14 protein-coding genes are annotated in these 17,220 nt (G+C 64.2%); 9 read left to right on the top strand and 5 right to left on the bottom strand.

Annotated elements, in window-relative coordinates; genetic code table 11:
- Positions 1 to 4: 4 nt before the first annotated feature.
- Positions 5 to 1,318, top strand: a complete 1,314-nt coding sequence (locus QAZ47_RS13295; RefSeq protein WP_278233548.1) for a hemolysin family protein — start codon at positions 5 to 7, stop codon at positions 1,316 to 1,318.
- A 421-nt stretch (positions 1,319 to 1,739) separates the two neighbouring features.
- A complete protein-coding gene (locus QAZ47_RS13290) occupies positions 1,740 to 6,536 on the top strand; it encodes an autotransporter outer membrane beta-barrel domain-containing protein (protein ID WP_278233547.1) in 4,797 nt (1,598 codons plus the stop codon).
- Positions 6,537 to 6,660: 124 nt separating this feature from the next.
- Here the strand turns inward: QAZ47_RS13290 and QAZ47_RS13285 are convergent, their stop codons facing one another.
- The gene (locus QAZ47_RS13285) at positions 6,661 to 7,353 is read right to left on the bottom strand and encodes a TetR/AcrR family transcriptional regulator (RefSeq protein ID WP_278233546.1); all 693 of its coding nucleotides are present in this window, start codon (positions 7,351 to 7,353) and stop codon (positions 6,661 to 6,663) included.
- Between the two features lie 131 nt (positions 7,354 to 7,484).
- On the opposite strand from QAZ47_RS13285, the gene QAZ47_RS13280 reads away from it, so the two are divergent.
- From QAZ47_RS13280 to QAZ47_RS13270, 3 genes are read left to right on the top strand one after another with little or no spacing between them, the layout of a single operon-like run.
- Positions 7,485 to 8,492, top strand: a complete 1,008-nt coding sequence (locus QAZ47_RS13280) for an efflux RND transporter periplasmic adaptor subunit (protein ID WP_278233545.1) — start codon at positions 7,485 to 7,487, stop codon at positions 8,490 to 8,492.
- A 6-nt stretch (positions 8,493 to 8,498) separates the two neighbouring features.
- A complete protein-coding gene (locus QAZ47_RS13275) occupies positions 8,499 to 9,740 on the top strand; it encodes an ABC transporter permease (protein WP_278233544.1) in 1,242 nt (413 codons plus the stop codon).
- A complete protein-coding gene (locus tag QAZ47_RS13270; protein ID WP_278233543.1) occupies positions 9,737 to 10,408 on the top strand; it encodes an ABC transporter ATP-binding protein in 672 nt (223 codons plus the stop codon). The genes QAZ47_RS13275 and QAZ47_RS13270 overlap by 4 nt, the downstream gene beginning before the upstream one ends.
- Positions 10,409 to 10,446: 38 nt before the next feature.
- Here QAZ47_RS13270 and QAZ47_RS13265 read toward each other — a convergent pair whose 3' ends face one another.
- The 3 genes from QAZ47_RS13265 to QAZ47_RS13255 all read right to left on the bottom strand — a co-directional run bounded on the left by QAZ47_RS13265 (position 10,447) and on the right by QAZ47_RS13255 (position 11,925).
- Positions 10,447 to 10,608 (bottom strand): hypothetical protein, encoded by a 162-nt coding sequence (locus QAZ47_RS13265; protein ID WP_278207205.1) that lies wholly within the window; start codon positions 10,606 to 10,608, stop codon positions 10,447 to 10,449.
- A 111-nt stretch (positions 10,609 to 10,719) separates the two neighbouring features.
- Positions 10,720 to 11,085, bottom strand: a complete 366-nt coding sequence (locus QAZ47_RS13260) for an avidin/streptavidin family protein (protein ID WP_278233542.1) — start codon at positions 11,083 to 11,085, stop codon at positions 10,720 to 10,722.
- A 234-nt stretch (positions 11,086 to 11,319) separates the two neighbouring features.
- Entirely contained in the window at positions 11,320 to 11,925 is a 606-nt protein-coding gene (locus QAZ47_RS13255; protein WP_278233541.1) for an NADPH-dependent FMN reductase, read from the bottom strand.
- Between the two features lie 90 nt (positions 11,926 to 12,015).
- On the opposite strand from QAZ47_RS13255, the gene QAZ47_RS13250 reads away from it, so the two are divergent.
- On the top strand, positions 12,016 to 12,384 hold the full coding sequence (locus tag QAZ47_RS13250) for a helix-turn-helix domain-containing protein (protein WP_278233540.1): 369 nt from the start codon (positions 12,016 to 12,018) through the stop codon (positions 12,382 to 12,384).
- Positions 12,385 to 12,862: 478 nt separating this feature from the next.
- On the opposite strand, the gene QAZ47_RS13245 is transcribed toward QAZ47_RS13250, so the two are convergent.
- Complete coding sequence (locus QAZ47_RS13245; protein ID WP_278207833.1) at positions 12,863 to 13,258, bottom strand: acyl-CoA thioesterase; 396 nt, start codon at positions 13,256 to 13,258, stop codon at positions 12,863 to 12,865.
- A 192-nt stretch (positions 13,259 to 13,450) separates the two neighbouring features.
- Here QAZ47_RS13245 and QAZ47_RS13240 point away from each other — a divergent pair, with 192 nt between their 5' ends.
- From QAZ47_RS13240 to QAZ47_RS13230, 3 genes are read left to right on the top strand one after another with little or no spacing between them, the layout of a single operon-like run.
- Positions 13,451 to 15,067, top strand: a complete 1,617-nt coding sequence (locus QAZ47_RS13240) for a GMC family oxidoreductase N-terminal domain-containing protein (protein ID WP_278233539.1) — start codon at positions 13,451 to 13,453, stop codon at positions 15,065 to 15,067.
- On the top strand, positions 15,064 to 16,278 hold the full coding sequence (locus tag QAZ47_RS13235) for a mandelate racemase/muconate lactonizing enzyme family protein (RefSeq protein WP_278233538.1): 1,215 nt from the start codon (positions 15,064 to 15,066) through the stop codon (positions 16,276 to 16,278). Before QAZ47_RS13240 ends, QAZ47_RS13235 begins: the two co-directional genes overlap by 4 nt.
- Entirely contained in the window at positions 16,275 to 17,198 is a 924-nt protein-coding gene (locus QAZ47_RS13230; RefSeq protein WP_278233537.1) for an NAD(P)-dependent oxidoreductase, read from the top strand. Before QAZ47_RS13235 ends, QAZ47_RS13230 begins: the two co-directional genes overlap by 4 nt.
- Positions 17,199 to 17,220: the final 22 nt, after the last annotated feature.

Below are 17,220 nucleotides of genomic sequence, written 5' to 3'. Positions count from 1 at the left end.
GCGCATGCTTTATGTTGAAATCGCCGTCGTGGCCGTCCTCATCCTGGTGAACGGCCTTTTGGCCATGTCGGAGCTCGCTATCGTCTCGTCGCGGCCGGCCCGCCTCAAGGCGATGATCGACCGCAACGTCAGGGGCGCCGGCCGCGCGCTGGCGCTTGGCTCCAACCCCGGCAAGTTCCTGTCGTCGGTGCAGATCGGCATCACCCTGGTCGGCGTTCTCTCCGGCGCCTTTTCCGGCGCCACGCTCGGCGAGCGACTGGCGCAATATCTGGTCTCGACCGGCATCCGCGAGAACATCGCCGACCCCGTCGGCGTCGGCATCGTCGTCGCGCTCATCACCTACGCCTCGCTGATCGTCGGCGAGCTCGTGCCGAAGCAGATCGCGCTGAAGGATCCGGAGCGTGTGGCGGTCAGGGCGGCGCCTGCCATGACCATCCTGGCCACGGTATCGGCGCCGCTCGTCTTCCTGCTCGACATTTCCGGCCGCGCTGTTCTGTGGCTGCTCGGCCAGCACGGCGAGGCGGAAGAGAAGGTCACCGACGAGGAGATCAAGATGCTGGTCGCCGAGGCCGAGCATCACGGCACGATCGAATCCGACGAACGGCGCATGATCGCCGGCGTCATGCGCCTCGGCGATCGCGCCGTGCGCGCCGTGATGACGCCGCGCACCGAAGTCGACTGGATCAACCTGCAATCCGACGAGGCGGCGATCAGGCGGCTCCTGATGGAGACCCAGCATTCGCGCCTGCCCGCCGGCGACGGCAATGTCGATGCCATGGTCGGTGTCGTCCAGACACGCGACGTGCTGTCGGCGATCCTCGGCGGCAAGGTGCTGGAGCCGCGCCAGCATGTGCGCGCAGCACCCATCGTGCACGATCAGGCCGACGCGCTCGACGTGCTGGCGAAGCTGAAGGAATCGGATGTGCCGATGGCGCTCGTCCACGACGAATACGGCCATTTCGAAGGCATCGTCACGCCGGCCGACATCCTGGAAGCGATCACCGGCGTCTTCCGCTCGGACCTCGATGCCGGCGAGGAAGAAAACGCCGTCAAGCGCGAGGACGGCTCATGGCTGCTCGCAGGTTACATGCAGGCCGACGAGATGGCCGAGGTGCTGGGCATCGACCTGCCGGAGAACCGCGACTACGAGACGGTGGCCGGCTATGTGCTGTCGCATCTGCACCACCTCCCCAACACCGGCGAATGCGTCGACGCGCAAGGCTGGCGCTTCGAAGTGGTCGACCTCGACGGCCGCCGCATCGACAAGCTGATCGCCACCCGCCTGCCCGACGGCCACCGCCAGATCGCGCGGCGCTAGCCAGCGCATTGGCCGATGTCCAGAGCGGTCCACCGTTTCGCGGAAACGGCGAGCCGCTCTATCCCTTTGTTTGGATGCAATCCCGGGCGGAAAACCCTTACACGCTTTTCCTGGAATTGCCCTTAGGCTTTGACGCATGGTTGGACTTCGTTCCTGAGGCAAACAGATGCTCGCCTCGGCGTTTCCGTATATGTTGCCGGCCCTGCATGACCGACATTTAAGTGAAAGCTTATTTTTGTCCATCTTATATTTTAAAAAACTAATGTTGCTTTGAAGTAACTCCAAGAAAAAATCCAGTACCGACAATTCAACTACAAGACACGGCTCAAACTCCAAGTTAACTTGTTGTCGGTTTGGTTCGGCGCGCCGCCTCAGATCGCGGGCATCCGGCGCGGGCGCATATTTTTCGAGCGGGGGCACCATGAGAGCGAGCGGGCGCGCGCTTCGGCGCATTCGAGGAAGAAAACTGCTGGCCGGGGTAAGCGGTATCGCGGTCGCCTGCTGGTTTCCGGCCACGGCTTCGGCCGCGACCTATGTGGTCAGCAACGCGACCGAGTTGAACAATGCCGTGGCCGCGGCAAACGCCGACGGCGACGCCAGTGCGACGATCGTAGCGACCCAGAGCTTCGTCGCGGGAAATATGCCGAACCCCACCAAGCCCATCACGCTCGACACGCAGGGCTTCACCATCACCGGCATCGTCGGAAACAACTTCGGCGTCACGACCACGAACGGCAACCTGCTGACCTTGTCAGGGACGTTCCAGGGAGCGGCCAGTGCGGGCACCGCCGGCGTAGGCTTCAATCAGAATGGCGGCACCATTCCGAGCACGATCACCAACAATGGTACGGTCATTGGCGGCTCCTCCAGTGGAGGCGCCGGCGGCGTAGGCCTTAGCCTTACCGGCCTTACGACCTTCAATAACAGCGGTACCATCACGGGTGGCTCAACCGCAGCCGCCGCCAGCGGCGGCGGAACCGGCGCCCAGGTCAGGCGCGACTCGTCGATGACCAATTTCGGCACCATTGAAGGCGGCAGCAACACTGGCGGATTCGGAGGCGGCGTCGGTATCGACCTGGGCGGCACCGGCACCAACTCTACCGTGACCAATCACGGGACCATCCGCGGCGGGTCCGGTGCCGGCAACGCACTAAGCTCAGGTGTGGGCATTTTGGTACGCAATGGAAGCGGCCAGATCGTCAACACCGGCACGATCGAAGGCGGCAATCTGGCCGCTGCGATCCGCTCCAACTCCGCAACCGAGACGATCGACATCGTCAACAGTGGAATAATTCGAGCCGGAACCGGCGCAACGGAAGCTATCGGATGGACCTCCGGCGTCACGCCGACCACAGGCTCGATTCACCTTGAGTTGCAAACCGGCTCGCAAATCTTCGGCAACGTGGTGGCGAACGCGACGGCGACCACGGATCTCCTTCGGCTCAGCGGAACAGGCATTTCGATCCTGGATGGTTCGATCGGTGACACCGGGCAATACCGGAACTTCGACGTCTTCGAGAAGACCGGTAGCGGCACCTGGGCGCTGACCGCTGACAACACGGCCACGACCAACTGGGATATTCAGCAGGGCACGCTGCAGCTCGGCAATGGCGGCACGAGCGGCTCGATCGTCGGCGATGTCACCAACAACGGCACGCTGGCTTTCAAACGCAGCGACACGCTTGCATATTCCGGCATCATCTCCGGCACCGGCACGGTGAGCCAGATCGGAACCGGCACGACCGTTCTGACCGGCACCAACACCTATAGCGGCGGCACGGCCATACTCGGCGGCATCCTCCAGGTCTCCTCGAACGAGAATCTCGGCGCTGCTTCCGGCGCGCTTACCTTCAATACGGGCACGCTGCAGACGACGTCCGCGTTCACCAGCGGCCGCAATGTAACCTTGACTGGCAATGGCACGTTCCAGACCGATTCCGACCTTGGCCTGACAGGCGGCATCAGCGGCAGCGGCCTTCTCACCAAGACCGGCGCCGGCACACTGACTTTGTCGGGCAACAACAGCTATACCGGCGGCACGCGAATTCTGGGTGGGACGCTCGAGGCCGAGGGCGGCAACGCGATCGGCGACCAGTCTTCCGTGATTGCCCAGGCCGGTGTGTTCCGCGTCCTCGACAACGAGACCGTCGGCACGCTCTCGGGAGATGCCGGCACCGTGGAGCTCGTCGGCAACCTCACGACCAGCACGAATTTCGCCAACACGACTGCGTTGTTTTACGGCGGCATCACCGGAACTGGCGGCTTCGTCAAGAACGGCGCCTACCGCCAGGTGCTGGCCGGCAACAGCAGCTATCAGGGCGCGACACAAATCCTGGCCGGCACGCTCTTTGCGGTCGGCGCGGGCATCGACTCCATTCCAGACTCCTCGGCCGTGACCGTGGCGGCCGGCGCCACACTGTCGCTTGTGCGGCCCCCTCTCTCCCCCATCTTTACGGGCATAGACAGCGACGATGAGACGATCGGCTCGTTGTCGGGTGCCGGCAATGTGAATCTCGGCGACAGGAAGCTGACGATCGGCAGCGACGCCAGCACCACGTTCTCCGGCTTGATCTCAGGCGCTGGCGGCTCTCTTGCGAAGCTCGGCAACGGCACGCTCACGCTCTCGGGCACGAACACCTATACCGGCGCAACGACGGTCGACTCAGGCGGGCTGCGCGTGAACGGCTCGCTCGGAAATACAGCAGTCAGCGTCAACAGCTCCGGCACCCTGTCGGGAGTGGGAACGATTGCAGGGCCGGTGACGGTGGACGGCACCGTCGCGCCAGGCAACAGCCCCGGCACGCTCACGGTCGGTTCGCTGACGCTCAACACAGGCTCGAATCTCGACTACGAGCTCGGCATTGCCGGGACGATCGGCAACGGCGTCAACGACCTGATCGAGGTCACCGGTGATCTCACCCTCGACGGCACGCTGAATATCACGGATATCGGCGGCTTCGGCCCCGGCGTCTACCGGCTCATGAACTACGGCGGTGTATTGACTGACAACGGCCTTCAGTTCGGGACCACGCCCGTCGCAGCGAGCGATCTCTTCATCCAGACCGCAATCGACGGACAGGTCAATCTGATCTCCACGGCCGGAGCAACTCTGAGCTTCTGGGACGGCGGCAATGCAGGGCTGCATGACAACGGCTTGATCGACGGCGGTGACGGCGTGTGGGATGCGACGAACCGCAACTGGACGGAAGCCGACGGCGCGATCAACGGGCCGTGGGGTCAGGATTTCGCGGTGTTCGCCGGTCGGGCCGGCATCGTTACGGTCGACGATTCCGCCGGTACGGTCGGCTTCACCGGCATGCAGTTCATGATCGACGGCTATGTGATCGACGGCGGCACGCTCACCACCAACACCGCCGCCACGATGATCAAGACCGACGCCGGCGTGACGGCGACAATCGCCGCGGATATCGCCGGAAGCGGCGGTCTGGTGAAGACCGATTCCGGCGCGCTTGTGCTTTCCGGCGCAAATACCTACAGCGGCGGCACGGCGATCTCGGCCGGTACGCTGATCGGGCAAGCAACGAGCTTCGGCACTGGCGACATCCTAAACGACGCATCGCTCGTCTTCGACCAGCCGACCGACGCCACCTTTGCCGCCGCCATCGACGGCAGCGGCTCGCTCACCAAGAAGGGCCTGGGCAATCTCAACCTCACCGGCATCAGCGGCCTCGGTGGCCCGACCACCGTCGAAGCCGGCAAGCTTTCGGTCAATGGCTCGCTGGCCAACTCCGCCGTCACCATTCTGGGCGGCGGCGCGCTTGGCGGCAACGGCACGGTCGGCGCCACGACTCTGCAGGCCGGCGGTGTGATCGCGCCGGGCAACTCGATCGGCACACTGACGATCGACGGCAACTACATCGGAACCGGCGGGACGCTGGAGATCGAGGCGATGCTCGACGGCGATGCCTCTTCTACCGACCGGCTGGTCATCACCGGCGACACTTCCGGAGCAACCAATGTCAAGGTTATCGGAGTCGGCGGCTCGGGCGCGCAGACCAGCGAAGGCATCAAGATCGTCGATGTCGGCGGCATCTCGGCCGGCACGTTCAGCCTGCTCGGCAACTATGTCTTCGAGGGCGATCAGGCCGTCGTCGCCGGCGCCTATGCCTACCGGCTCTACAAGAACGGCATCAGCACGCCGTCCGACGGCGACTGGTATCTGCGCTCGTCGCTGATCAGCCCCAACGATCCGACGCCTCCCGTAGATCCGACGCCGCTCTATTCGCCCGCCGTGCCGATCTACGAGACCTATGCCGGCGTGCTGCAGAGCTTTACCCAGCTTGGCACGCTGCAGCAACGCGTAGGCAACCGCTCGTGGGGCGGAACGCGATCCGGTGCGGGCAACGGCGTCGAACAAGGCAGCCCGATCTGGGGACGCATCGAAGCGGCGCATAGCGAGTTCGATCCGGGCACGACCACGACTGGAGCCGACTATGACGCGGACCTCTGGAGGCTGCAGGCGGGTCTCGACACCTTGCTCTCCGAGACCGAAGCCGGTGTCCTGATCGGCGGCGTCACCGTCCACTACGGCACGGCCAGGTCGGACGTCTCCTCGGTCTTCGGTGTCGGCTCGATCGACGCGACGGGATATGGCTTCGGCGGCACGATGACCTGGTACGGCAAGAGCGGCTTCTATGTCGACACGCAGGCCGAGCTGACCTGGTTCGACAGCGATCTTGCGTCCTCGACCCTGGGCAAGACGCTCGCCAAGGGCAACGACGGCTTCGGCTATGGCCTCGGCATCGAGGCCGGGCAGAAGATCGCCGTCCAGGGCAACTGGTCGCTGACGCCGCAAGCGCAGCTCAGCTATTCCTCGGTCGATTTCGACAGCTTCACCGATCCCTATGGCGCCCTCGTCTCCAACGATGGCAGCGACAGCCTGGTCGGTCGCCTCGGCCTGTCGGCCGACTACGAGGGCGAATGGAAGGACAAGGCGGGCCAGTCGAGTCGCTCGCATGTCTATGGCGTCGCCAACCTCTATTACGACTTCCTCGACGGCTACGATGTCGACGTCTCAGGCACCAAGCTTGTCAGCAAGGCGCAGCCGCTCTGGGGTGGGCTAGGCGTCGGCGGCTCGCTGAGCTGGGCCGACGACCGCTACTCCGTCCACGGCGAGCTGCTGGCACGCACCAGCATGGAGGATTTCGGCGACAGCCACGCTTTTGGCGGCACGGTCGGCTTCAAGGTGAAGTGGTAGGCACGACCGCTTACTCGGAAGTCGGCCGTTCCGGCGGTCGCGCATCGAGAACCGGCTAAAGCGCGACCTTCGCGGTGAACGGCGCTCCTCCAGCTTTCACGCGAACCGCACTGCGCGCGGACAATCAGGACTTCTCCCCCAGGAATGCTCGGCCGAAACCAGGCTCAACTGCTTCGATCGTCCCGTCAGGCAGCTTGAGCAAGCGGTCAACCGCGATGCCGTAGATCCGCAGCCGCTCCTCGAGCAGGTGCGCGGCTTCCTCGAGATCGCCTCCTTCGGCCTGGCGCAGCGCACGATGCATCACGTCCCGGAAGATCAGCCTGATCTGAAGGAGCATGTCGGCGAATGCAATCGGATCGGGCACCTCGAAAGTACCTTCTTCACTGCCCTTCCTCAGGAGGCGTGCGATCATCGGCAAAGCGAGCTCCCTGGCGGCCTCGTCGATCCTGTGGAAGAGCACGACGTTTTCCGGCCGAAAAACCACGGCGAAAGTTTTCCGGAGCTGCGGGGCCAACTCGACGTTGAGCCGCTGCGATCCGGAAAAAAGCGCGTTGAGCCGGCCGATGGCATCGAGCGAAGGATCTTCCAGCATGGGCTCGAGTTCGGTGAGACTCTCGCGCGCGATCCGCGCCGCGAGCGCTTCCAGCAGTGCCTCCTTGGAGGCGAAGTAGTGGTAGAACGCCCCCTTCGACAGACCGGCCTCGCGTATGATGTCGTTGACCGTCGTGTCGTCGTAACCACGCTGGAAGAACAGTCGCTGGGCACAGTCGAGAAGCTCGGCGGAGCGCACTTCCGGCGACTTTATCACTCTGGCCAATTCGGTTCCCTCGAACGTTACTGAAGGCGTGATCGACAGGCGGGAACGCCTCCGCTGTCAATACGTTTCAAATAGTATAGACCGACGGTCGGTCTAACGATATGGGTCCGCCCTTGAAAGAGGAGCGCTTCATGCGCTTTAGACGCTGGATTTCAGGCATCGTCGTCGCCGCAGCGGCTGCGACCGCCGCGACTTGGTATATGCTGCAGCCGACGCCGATCTCGGTGGTGACGGCCAGACGCGGCGACGCGGCGGAGATCGTCTATGCCAGCGGCTCGGTAGAGCCGAGGACCTGGGCAAAGGTGGCGCCCGTGGTCCGCGAGAGAATTGTCGAGCGGTGCGACTGCGAGGATTCGCGAGTCGAGCGCGGCGACGTGCTTGCCCGGCTCGACGATAGCGAGGTCAAGGCCGCTCTCGGCGAGCTCGAGGCGCGTCGGGCCCTGGCCGAACAGGAATTCCAGCGCCAGACGGTGCTCGCGGAAAAAAACGCTGCGAGCCAGCAGGCGCTGGATCAAGCGCGCAGCGAACTGTCTCAGATCGAAGCGCTGATCGCTGCGCAGAAAGCACGCCTCGAAACCTACATATTGCGCGCGCCGAGCCCGGGCGTCGTGCTGAGGGAGGACGGTGAGGTGGGTGAGGTCGCCGAACTCGGCACCATATTGTTCTGGATCGGCGAACCGCGGCCGCTGCTCGTGGTCGCCGAGGTCAACGAGGAAGATATTCCACGCGTCGAGGTTGGCCAGCGGACGCTGCTAAGAGCCGACGCCTTCCCGGGCCGGAACCTGGAAGCGGTCGTCGACCGGATCACCCCCAAGGGCGACCCGGTGACGAAGACGTATCGGGTTTACTTCCGCCTGCCGGACGACACGCCGCTCAGGATCGGCATGTCGACCGATGTCAACATCGTCACTCGCGTGGCCAGAAACGCGCTGCTGGTTCCCTCCGCCGCGGTTCAGGGAAACGATGTCGTCGTGGTCGAAGGCGACAGGGCGCATAAGCGCGAGATACGCGCCGGTATTCGCGGCGTGAAGGGCGTCGAGGTGCTGTCCGGCGTCGGCGAGCAGGATCGCATCGTCTCGCCCTACCCAGCCGACCTCAAGGATGGGACGCGTGTGAAGATCACCGAGAAAGACACGTGAGGCGAGATGCCGCTGATCCTCGACATCGCCGTCACGCATATCGCCGGCCGCGGCCGCCAGACGCTGGTGGCGTTGATCGGGGTGGCGGTCGGCGTCGGCTTCTCGGTCGCCATGGCCGCGCTCATGCAAGGCGGGCAGGACGATTTCGTCAGGCAGCTCGTCGACACCATGCCGCATGTCGACATGACAGACGAGCAGCGCGTTGCTCGCCGCCAGCCTGTCGAGGACGTGTTCGATGCCGTTGCCATATCGGGGCTTAGGCCACGCGACGACCGCCGAGGCATCATCAATCCGACCGAAGCCATCGCATGGCTCGAAAGCTGGATACCTGGACGGTTCGCTGTCAGCCTAAAGACACAGGGCGTGATGCGCTATTCAAGCCGTGAGACCGGTGCCGCCATCATCGGCATCGAACCGGCGCGCGAGCGCGGCGTGTCGCCGATCGTGGATGACTTCGTCGCCGGCAATTTTGCGGCGCTGGCCGCGGGCGGAAACAACGTGCTGATAGGCGACACAATGGCGAGCAGGCTCGGTGCCGGGCTTGGCGACACGATAACGGCGGTGTCGTCGGAGGGGCAGACGCGCAACTTCAAGATTACAGGCCTGTTCCACACCGGCACGACCGCGCGTGACGAGGGCGAGGCCTACATTCTATTGAAAAACGCCCAGATCCTTGCGGAGCGGCCGAACGTCATCAACGAGATCCGGGTCAAGCTCGACGATCCGAACCGCGCGCCGCTGGTGGCGCACCGCGCTGAGGCAGAGCTCGGCTACAAGGCCGTGGCCTGGCAAGAGGCCAACGAAGCGATCCTGCAGGCCTTCGTCATCCGCAACGTCATCATGTATACCGTGGTCGGCGCCATCATGCTGGTCGCGGGCTTCGGCATCTTCAACATCATCTCCACCATCACCCACGAGAAGACGCGCGACATCGCCATCATGAAGTCGCTCGGCTTCCCGGAAGCGGATATGCGGCGGCTGTTCCTGCTTGAAGGCGTGGCGATCGGCGCCGGCGGCTCGGCGCTCGGCTGCCTGCTCGGCTTCGCCCTGGTCTATGCGCTGTCGCTGGTGAGCTTCAAGATCGCCGCTGCCGGCCGGGAGATGACGCATCTGCCGATCGCCTGGAACGCGCTGCACTACATCATCGCCTCGGTCTTCGCGGTCGGCTCGGCGGCGGTGGCCGGCTTTCTGCCGGCGCGGCGGGCGGCGAGGCAAAACCCGGTCGACATCATCAGGGGCGCGACATGAGCACGCTGATAGAGACCGAGAGGCTGACCCGAATTCTACCGGAGACGGTGCCGGTGACGCTCGTCAAGGACGTTTCTCTTCGGATCGACGAGAAGGAATTCGTTGCCATCACCGGTCCGTCCGGCTCAGGGAAATCGTCACTGCTTTACCTGCTCGGCCTTCTCGACCGGCCGACTTCAGGTCGGCTCACGATCACCGGCCGTGACAGTGGTCCTATGGACGAAAAGGAACGCGCCAGAACACGGCTCGAGATGATGGGCTTCGTGTTCCAGTTCCATTTTCTGCTGCCGGAGTTCACCGTGCGCGAAAACGTCGAGATCCCGATGCGCAAGCTGGGCCTGCTCGCGAGAGGCGAGATGCACGAGCGCGCCAGCGATCTGCTCGGCTCGCTTGGACTGAGTGAGCATCTCGACCGACGGCCAGATCAGTTGTCAGGTGGCCAGCGCCAGCGGGTCGCGGTGGCGCGCGCGCTCGCCAATGACCCCCCGCTTATCCTCGCCGACGAGCCGACCGGAAGCCTTGACAGCAAGAGTTCCGAGCAGGTGTTCGAAATACTGCAGAACCTGGTGCATGAGCGCGGCAAGGCGGTGGTCGCCGTGACGCACGACCTGGACATGGCCGCGCGCATGCAGCGCCGCATCCATATCGTGGACGGCAAGATCGCGTGAAGCGAAAGGACTCCGAAAAATCTGATCGAACGTGGCAATCAGGGCACCAGCACGACCTTGCCGGCCTCGAACGAAAGCCCATCCGGCAACGGCGCGGCCAGCCTGGCATCGATCGCCACATATACGGCATAACCGCAGAAAGACCGGTCGGAGACAAATAGCGGCGCCGTCACGCAGCTTCCCAGGAGGCGCGGGTCCACGCCCTCGCCGGCAGTCTCGATGCGTGGCGGCAGCGATCGCGATCAGAGCGGCGCCGGGCAGCAACGGCTTGCGCCGCTTCCTGGCGAGGCACTCGAGGCCTGCTAGCTTGGCTATTCTCGGACAAAGGTGTCGAGGCTGGTGCCGAAGGCACGCCAGGTTCCTACCTGTTTGCGGGAAGCGGTTTCGCCCTCCTTGCCGGTGATGGTGCTGCCTGCCACTGTCAGCCACATCGTCTCCAATTTGCCGTCCCGCAATATGCCAGTGTAGCTCACTGCGGCGGGGCCGGCCGTACCCTCACCGGCGGCCGTTATTCCAATCACGTCGCCATGCGCGATGCCGAATATCGGCACGGTCTGTCCATAGAAGCTGCTGTCTTCGAGCGCCGTGCGAAACGCGCCTTCGATCCGGCCGCCGTCCTCGCCGGTGATGTCGAGGACGGACCCATACTGATTGCGCCATCTGCCAAGCCAAGGCATTTCGCTCTCCACGACTGTGGTGTGTTCGTCTTCGGCGGATTCGGGCCTACACCTAACGCGCCGTTCCGAGCGGTCAAGTGACCGCAAGGAAACGTAGTCCGGCCGAACGCAGGACGGCTTAAAGGGATCAATCCAAGGATCCAAGCAAGACAAGCAGTTCGAGTTCCGCAAATTGAAAGGGGCGGCGCAAGCGCCGCCCCTTCGGGAACAGTATCTTGGGAAGATGGTGCCGGCTCAAGCCGCCTTGGCTTCGGCGTCAATCGCATCGGCCGCGCGAGCCGCCTTCAGGACCTTGGCCCACCAGGCAACGTCGTTGACGAGCGCCGCGGCCGCCTGGTTCAGGTGCTCGATGTCCTCCAGCTTCTTTTCGCCCTGGCGGACGGCCAGGAAATCGCCCCAGGCGATGTGGACGGCCGACTTGACCGGCGCCATCTGCAGCTCGACGGCATGCAGCCGGAGCTGCTCGACGGCGCGCGAGCCGCCGACGCTGCCGTAGCCGACGAAACCGGCCGGCTTCTTGTTCCATTCATTGGCGGCGTAGTCGATGGCGTTCTTCAGAACGGCGGTCGGGCCGTGATTGTATTCGGCGGCGGTGAAGATGAAGCCATCGAACTCGGCGACCTTCTTCTGCCAGCGCTGCGCCACTTCGTTCTGCGACGGCGCCCAGGCGGACGATGCGACCTCGTCGAAGAAGGGCAGCGGGAAGTCGCGCAGATCGACGACTTCGACATCGATATCGGCATGCGCCTTGGCGATCTTGCCGATCCACTGCGTCGGCACGTCGGCGAAGCGGGCGGCGCGTGTCGAACCGACGACGATGGCGATTTTGGGCTTGGACATAAGGGGCTCTCCTTGCGGGAATTTCTGGTATCGTTTGGATACCGGCGCTATATGTGATACTGACAAAGCCACACGCAAGGAGGCACATTTTTGTTACTGAGGCACCCGCACAACACCGAGGACTGCCGGGCCGTGTCGGAAATCCTGCAAAGGGTCGGCGACAAATGGACCGTTCTGGTGGTCGGAAAGCTGGGCGGCGGAGCAATGCGCTTCAATGAATTGCGTACCGCCGTCGGCGGCATTTCACAGAAGATGCTGACCACCACCCTGCGCGGTCTGGAGCGTGACGGCTTTGTCACGCGAGAGGTGTTTCCCACCATTCCGCCGCGTGTCGATTACGAGCTGACCGAGCTTGGTCACGAGCTGCTGGTGCCGGTCGGCGCGCTTGGCGAATGGGCGCGCAAGAACACCAGTCGTGTGCAAGCAGCGCGCGCGAAATTCGACCGCCAGAAAGCCTGAAAGCCTTGCGACACAGGGGGTTCAAGGCATCGCGGCAGGCTCGCGGCTCAACTTCCGACTGCTTCTGAACGACCTACCGACTTCTTTTGTTGGCGCTCGATGCCGATCCAACGCGCGGTGAGCCCTGACGACGACAGCCGGGTTCCGACGGAACGCATTCAGGCCCTTGGCGCGAGGCCGTCACAAGGCCTTGGGCTGCAGATTCCGCACTTCGCGGCCGGCTCCCAGACATCTGCGCTGCCGTGCAAGCAGGCGACACGCGGGAGGTCTTCTTTGATTTCGGCATAGGCGGTTATGCCGAGCAGACAGACCAGGGCGAGGAGGGCTGCCACCAGCCAGCCGTTCAGCATGTGTTGACGCATTGTCTTCCCTCCACCGCCCGCAGAATCGGGTGTGAAGGCAACCTTGGATGTCGCGAAGCGCATCGCCCGCGCGGACGTTGTTACAAATATCCCGGAACTGGGAGAATCGGCTCGCGTCAGCCTTCGGCGGGAACCGGCTTCGGCTTGCCTTCACCGTCGAGCGCGACCATGACGAAATCGGCATGGGTGACCTTTTCCATCAGGTCGGAGAGATAGCGCTGCGCCCATGCCTCGACCTTGAGCGTCATCGAGGTGCGTCCGACGCGCTCGACATGCGTGTAGATGCACAGCGTGTCGCCGATCTTCATCGGCTTGGCGAAGGACATCTCCCTCACCGCCGCCGTCACCACACGGCCCTTGGCGCGTTCGGCCGCGCGGATGCCGCAGGCAAGGTCCATCTGCGCCATCACCCAACCGCCGAAAATGTCGCCGGCGGCATTGGCGTCGGAAGGCATGGCGAGCGTCCTCAATGTCAGATCGCCGAGCGGCTTTCCGTCCGCGTAATGCACCATGAGAAGGTCCTTCAACCGCTGCTCCGCCTGAACCCGTACCAACGCGGTCGCCATGTCGCAAGCTTTGCTGAAAGCGAAAAGCGCGCCGCTCAACCGGTCGCTTTTTTCACAAGCCATGCCGGAAGCCCCGGCGACGCGGTGAGCCCGCAATGTCTAGGGTAAGCGCCGGATTTTCGGAGCCGCCCGCGCATCATGCAGACCTATGACTTCATCATCGTCGGCTCCGGATCGGCCGGCTCGGTCGTCGCGGAAAGGCTCTCGGCCTCGGGCCGCTTTTCGGTGCTGGTGCTGGAGGCGGGCGGCAGCGACCGGCGTTTCTATGTCCAGATGCCGCTCGGCTACGGCAAAACCTTCTTCGATCGGGCCGTCAACTGGAACTACAAGGCCGAGCCCGATCCCGGCCTCAGCAACAATGCCGACCACTGGCCGCGCGGCAAATTGCTCGGCGGCTCGAGCTCGATCAACGCCATGGTCTTCATCCGCGGTGCGCGCGAAGATTTCGACGCCTGGGCTGCCGCCGGCAATCCCGGCTGGAGCTATGACGACCTGCTGCCCGCCTTCAAGGCGCTGGAGGACAACGAGGCGGGCGCCGACCAGTGGCGCGGTGTCGGCGGCCCCTTGCACGTCACCGATTGCTCGAACGCCGTTCACCCGCTGACCAAGCGCTACCTGGCCGCCGCGCAGCAGGCCGGCCTGCCGTTCAATCCGGACTTCAACGGCGCCACCCAGGAAGGCGTTGGCGTCTACCAGATCACCACCAGGAACGGCCGCCGCATGTCCGCCGCCCGCGCCTTCCTGCGCCCGGCGATGAAGCGCGGCAACGTCCGCGTCGAGACCAACGCGCTGGCGACGAGAATCCTGTTCGAAGGCAAGCGCGCCGTCGGCGTCGAGTATCAGCAGAACGGCGAGACCAAGACCGCGCGCGCCGGCCGCGAAGTCATCCTGTCCGGCGGCTCGATCAACTCGCCGCAATTGCTGCAGCTTTCCGGCGTCGGTCCGTCGGCGCTGCTTGGCGGCCTCGACATTCCGGTCGTCCGCGCCAACGACAATGTCGGTGCGAACCTGCAGGACCATGTCGGCATCAACTACACCTTCAAGGGCAAGCTGCCGACGCTGAACCAGATCCTGCGCCCCTGGTGGGGCAAGCTGCTGGTCGGCATGCAATACATCCTCTTGCGCTCAGGCCCGCTGTCGCTGTCGATGAACAATGCCGGCGGCTTCTTCCGCACCGACCCGTCGATGGCGCGGCCGAACATGCAGCTCTATTTCCAGGCATTCTCGACCGTCATTCCGAAGAGCGGCGAACGCCCGATCCTGACGCCCGATCCATGGCCTGGCTTTTCCATCGGCCTTTCCAACTGCCGCCCGTCGAGCCGCGGCGAGATCATGATCCGCTCGAGGAATCCGCGCGACTATCCCAAGATCACGGCCAACGCCTATTCCACCAACGCCGATGTCGACGAGATGCTGGCGGCGGTGAAGTTCGTGCGCAAGATCGCCGCTATGCCGGCGATGGCCGAGATCATCGAGGAAGAGGTTTTGCCTGGTCCGTCAATCACTTCCGATGCCGATCTGATTCAGGATTTCAGGAAGCGCTCGGGCACCGTCTATCACCCGGTTTCGACCTGCCGCATGGGTCCGGACGCCTCGCGCGCCGTCGTCGATCCTAGGCTTCGGGTGCACGGGTTGAGCGGTCTGCGCGTCATCGATGCGTCGATCTTTCCCGACAACATCACCGGCAACACCAACGCCGCCTCGATCCTCACCGGATGGAAAGGCGCCGAGCTGGTTCTGGAGGATCAGAAATGAAAGTCACCGACGTCAAGACCTGGGTTGTCGGCAACCCGCCGCCCGGCATCGGCGGCAAGTATTTCATCTTCGTCAAGCTCACCACAGACGGCGGCGTGGTCGGCTACGGCGAGGCCTACAACGCGACCTTCTCGGCGCATGTCACGGCAAAAATGATCGAGGACATGGCCGAGCGCTACCTGATCGGCCGCGATCCGCACGATCTCGAAAACCTGTTCCGCCGTATCTATTCGTCCGGCTTCACCCAGCGCCCGGACGTTTCCGGCATGGGCTGCTTCTCGGCGCTGGAAATGGCCTGCTGGGACATCATCGGCAAGGAGGCGAACAAGCCGGTCTACAAGCTGCTCGGCGGTCAGGTGCACGAGACGCTTCGCTCCTACACCTATCTCTATCCGCACACCGGCAGCGTCCATTCCGAGGACGCACCGAGCGGCAGGAATGTCTACAACGATCCCGAGATGGCGGCGGCCTGCGCGCTCGAATATGTCGAGCAGGGTTTCAACGCCGTCAAGCTCGACCCGGCCGGTCCTTACACCGCCTTCGACGGCCATCAGCCGCGGCTTCTCGACATCGACGTTTCCGCCAGCATGATCAAGGCGATCCGCGAGGCGGTCGGCACCAGGGCCGACATATTGTTCGGCACGCATGGCCAGTTCACCGCCTCGGGCGCGCTGCGGCTCGCGCGTGCCATCGAGCCCTACGATCCGCTGTGGTTCGAGGAGCCGGTGCCGCCCGACATGCCCGAGGTGATGGCGCAGGTCGCCCGCGGCACATCGATCCCGATTGCCACCGGCGAACGGCTGACGACGAAATTCGAATTCGCCCGCGTCATCGAGAACCGCGCCGCGACCATTCTGCAGCCGGATCTCGGCCGCTCGGGCGGCATCTTGGAAACCAAGAAGATCGCCGCCATGGCCGAGGCCTATCACATCCAGGTCGCGCCGCACTGCTATTGCGGGCCGATCGTCGGCGCCGCCAACATCCAGCTTGCGGTGACGCTGCCCAACTTCCTCATCCTGGAATCGCTGAAGCAGTGGGACGGTTTTCACGCCACGCTGCTCAAGAAGAAGATCGAATGGCAAGACGGCAACGTCATCCCGTCGAAGGAGCCTGGCCTCGGCGTCGAGCTCAACGAGGAGGTCTGCGACGCGCATCCCTACAGCGGCAAGGACCTGCATCTGCAGATGATGCAGACGCCGCTGATGCCGTGAGCACGCGCCTCGCCTACGCCTTCATCGGCCTTGGCCATCTCGGCGGCAACCTTGCCGCCAGCCTGCTGCGCAACGGCTTTGCCGTCACCGTCTTCGATCGTGACCCGGCGGCGATCGAGCGCCTCATCGCGCTCGGGGCAACATCTGCAACAAATCCTGCGGAGGCGGCCGCGCGAGCCGGCAACGCGATCACCTGCCTACCCTCGCCGAACGTGAGCGAAGCGGTGCTGACCGGCCCTGACGGGCTGCTGGACGGCCTGCCGACCGGCGGCACCTGGATCGAGATGTCGACCAATGGGCGCGACGAGATCCTGCGCCTGTCGGCGCTGGCCGCTGCGAGGGGCATTGAGGCGCTGGAATGTCCGGTCACAGGCGGCGTGCATCTGGCGGCGGCAGGAAAGATCACCGCGCTGGTCGGCGGCGATGCCGCGCTCTACGAGCGGCACCGGCCGGCGATCGAGGCGATGTGCGCCAAGTCCTTTCTTATGGGCCCGGTTGGCTCGGCGGCGGTGATCAAGGTGATCACCAACATGCTGGCCTTCATCCATCTGGTCGCCGCCGGCGAGGCGCTGATGCTGGCGAAGCAAGGCGGGCTCGACCTCGCCCAAGCCTACCACGCCATCGCTGCCTCCTCCGGCAACAGCTTCGTGCACGAGACCGAAAGCCAGCTGGTGCTGAACGGCTCCTACGACATCGGCTTCACCATGGACCTGGCGCTGAAGGACCTCGGCTTCGCGCTTGCCATGGGCAGGGATTTCGGCGTGCCGCTCGACTTGGCGTCGCGCGTGAACGCGATTTTCGAGCAAGGCAAGGAAGCCTATGGCGGCGGCGCCTGGTCGACGCGGATCGTCAAGCTGCTCGAGGATGCTGTTGGAGCGGAACTCCGTGCGCCGGGCTTCCCAGCGAAGCTTGAAATCTAACCGGCAAAATTTTAGCCAGCTA

The sequence above is a fragment of the Mesorhizobium sp. WSM4904 genome (assembly GCF_029674545.1).
GTDB lineage: Bacteria > Pseudomonadota > Alphaproteobacteria > Rhizobiales > Rhizobiaceae > Mesorhizobium.
The sequence above is the reverse complement of the archived record's forward strand: the minus strand, read 5'-3'. Positions and strand labels throughout refer to the sequence as shown.

Bases quoted from the DNA above. Each gene is read 5' to 3' on its own strand.
- QAZ47_RS13260 (WP_278233542.1), bottom strand. From the start codon at position 11,085: ATGCCTTGGCTTGGCAGATGGCGCAATCAGTATGGGTCCGTCCTCGAC.
- QAZ47_RS13270 (WP_278233543.1), top strand. From the start codon at position 9,737: ATGAGCACGCTGATAGAGACCGAGAGGCTGACCCGAATTCTACCGGAG.
- QAZ47_RS13280 (WP_278233545.1), top strand. From the start codon at position 7,485: ATGCGCTTTAGACGCTGGATTTCAGGCATCGTCGTCGCCGCAGCGGCT.
- QAZ47_RS13235 (WP_278233538.1), top strand. From the start codon at position 15,064: ATGAAAGTCACCGACGTCAAGACCTGGGTTGTCGGCAACCCGCCGCCC.
- QAZ47_RS13245 (WP_278207833.1), bottom strand. From the start codon at position 13,258: ATGGTGCATTACGCGGACGGAAAGCCGCTCGGCGATCTGACATTGAGG.
- QAZ47_RS13255 (WP_278233541.1), bottom strand. From the start codon at position 11,925: ATGTCCAAGCCCAAAATCGCCATCGTCGTCGGTTCGACACGCGCCGCC.
- QAZ47_RS13290 (WP_278233547.1), top strand. From the start codon at position 1,740: ATGAGAGCGAGCGGGCGCGCGCTTCGGCGCATTCGAGGAAGAAAACTG.
- QAZ47_RS13240 (WP_278233539.1), top strand. From the start codon at position 13,451: ATGCAGACCTATGACTTCATCATCGTCGGCTCCGGATCGGCCGGCTCG.
- QAZ47_RS13275 (WP_278233544.1), top strand. From the start codon at position 8,499: ATGCCGCTGATCCTCGACATCGCCGTCACGCATATCGCCGGCCGCGGC.
- QAZ47_RS13295 (WP_278233548.1), top strand. From the start codon at position 5: ATGCTTTATGTTGAAATCGCCGTCGTGGCCGTCCTCATCCTGGTGAAC.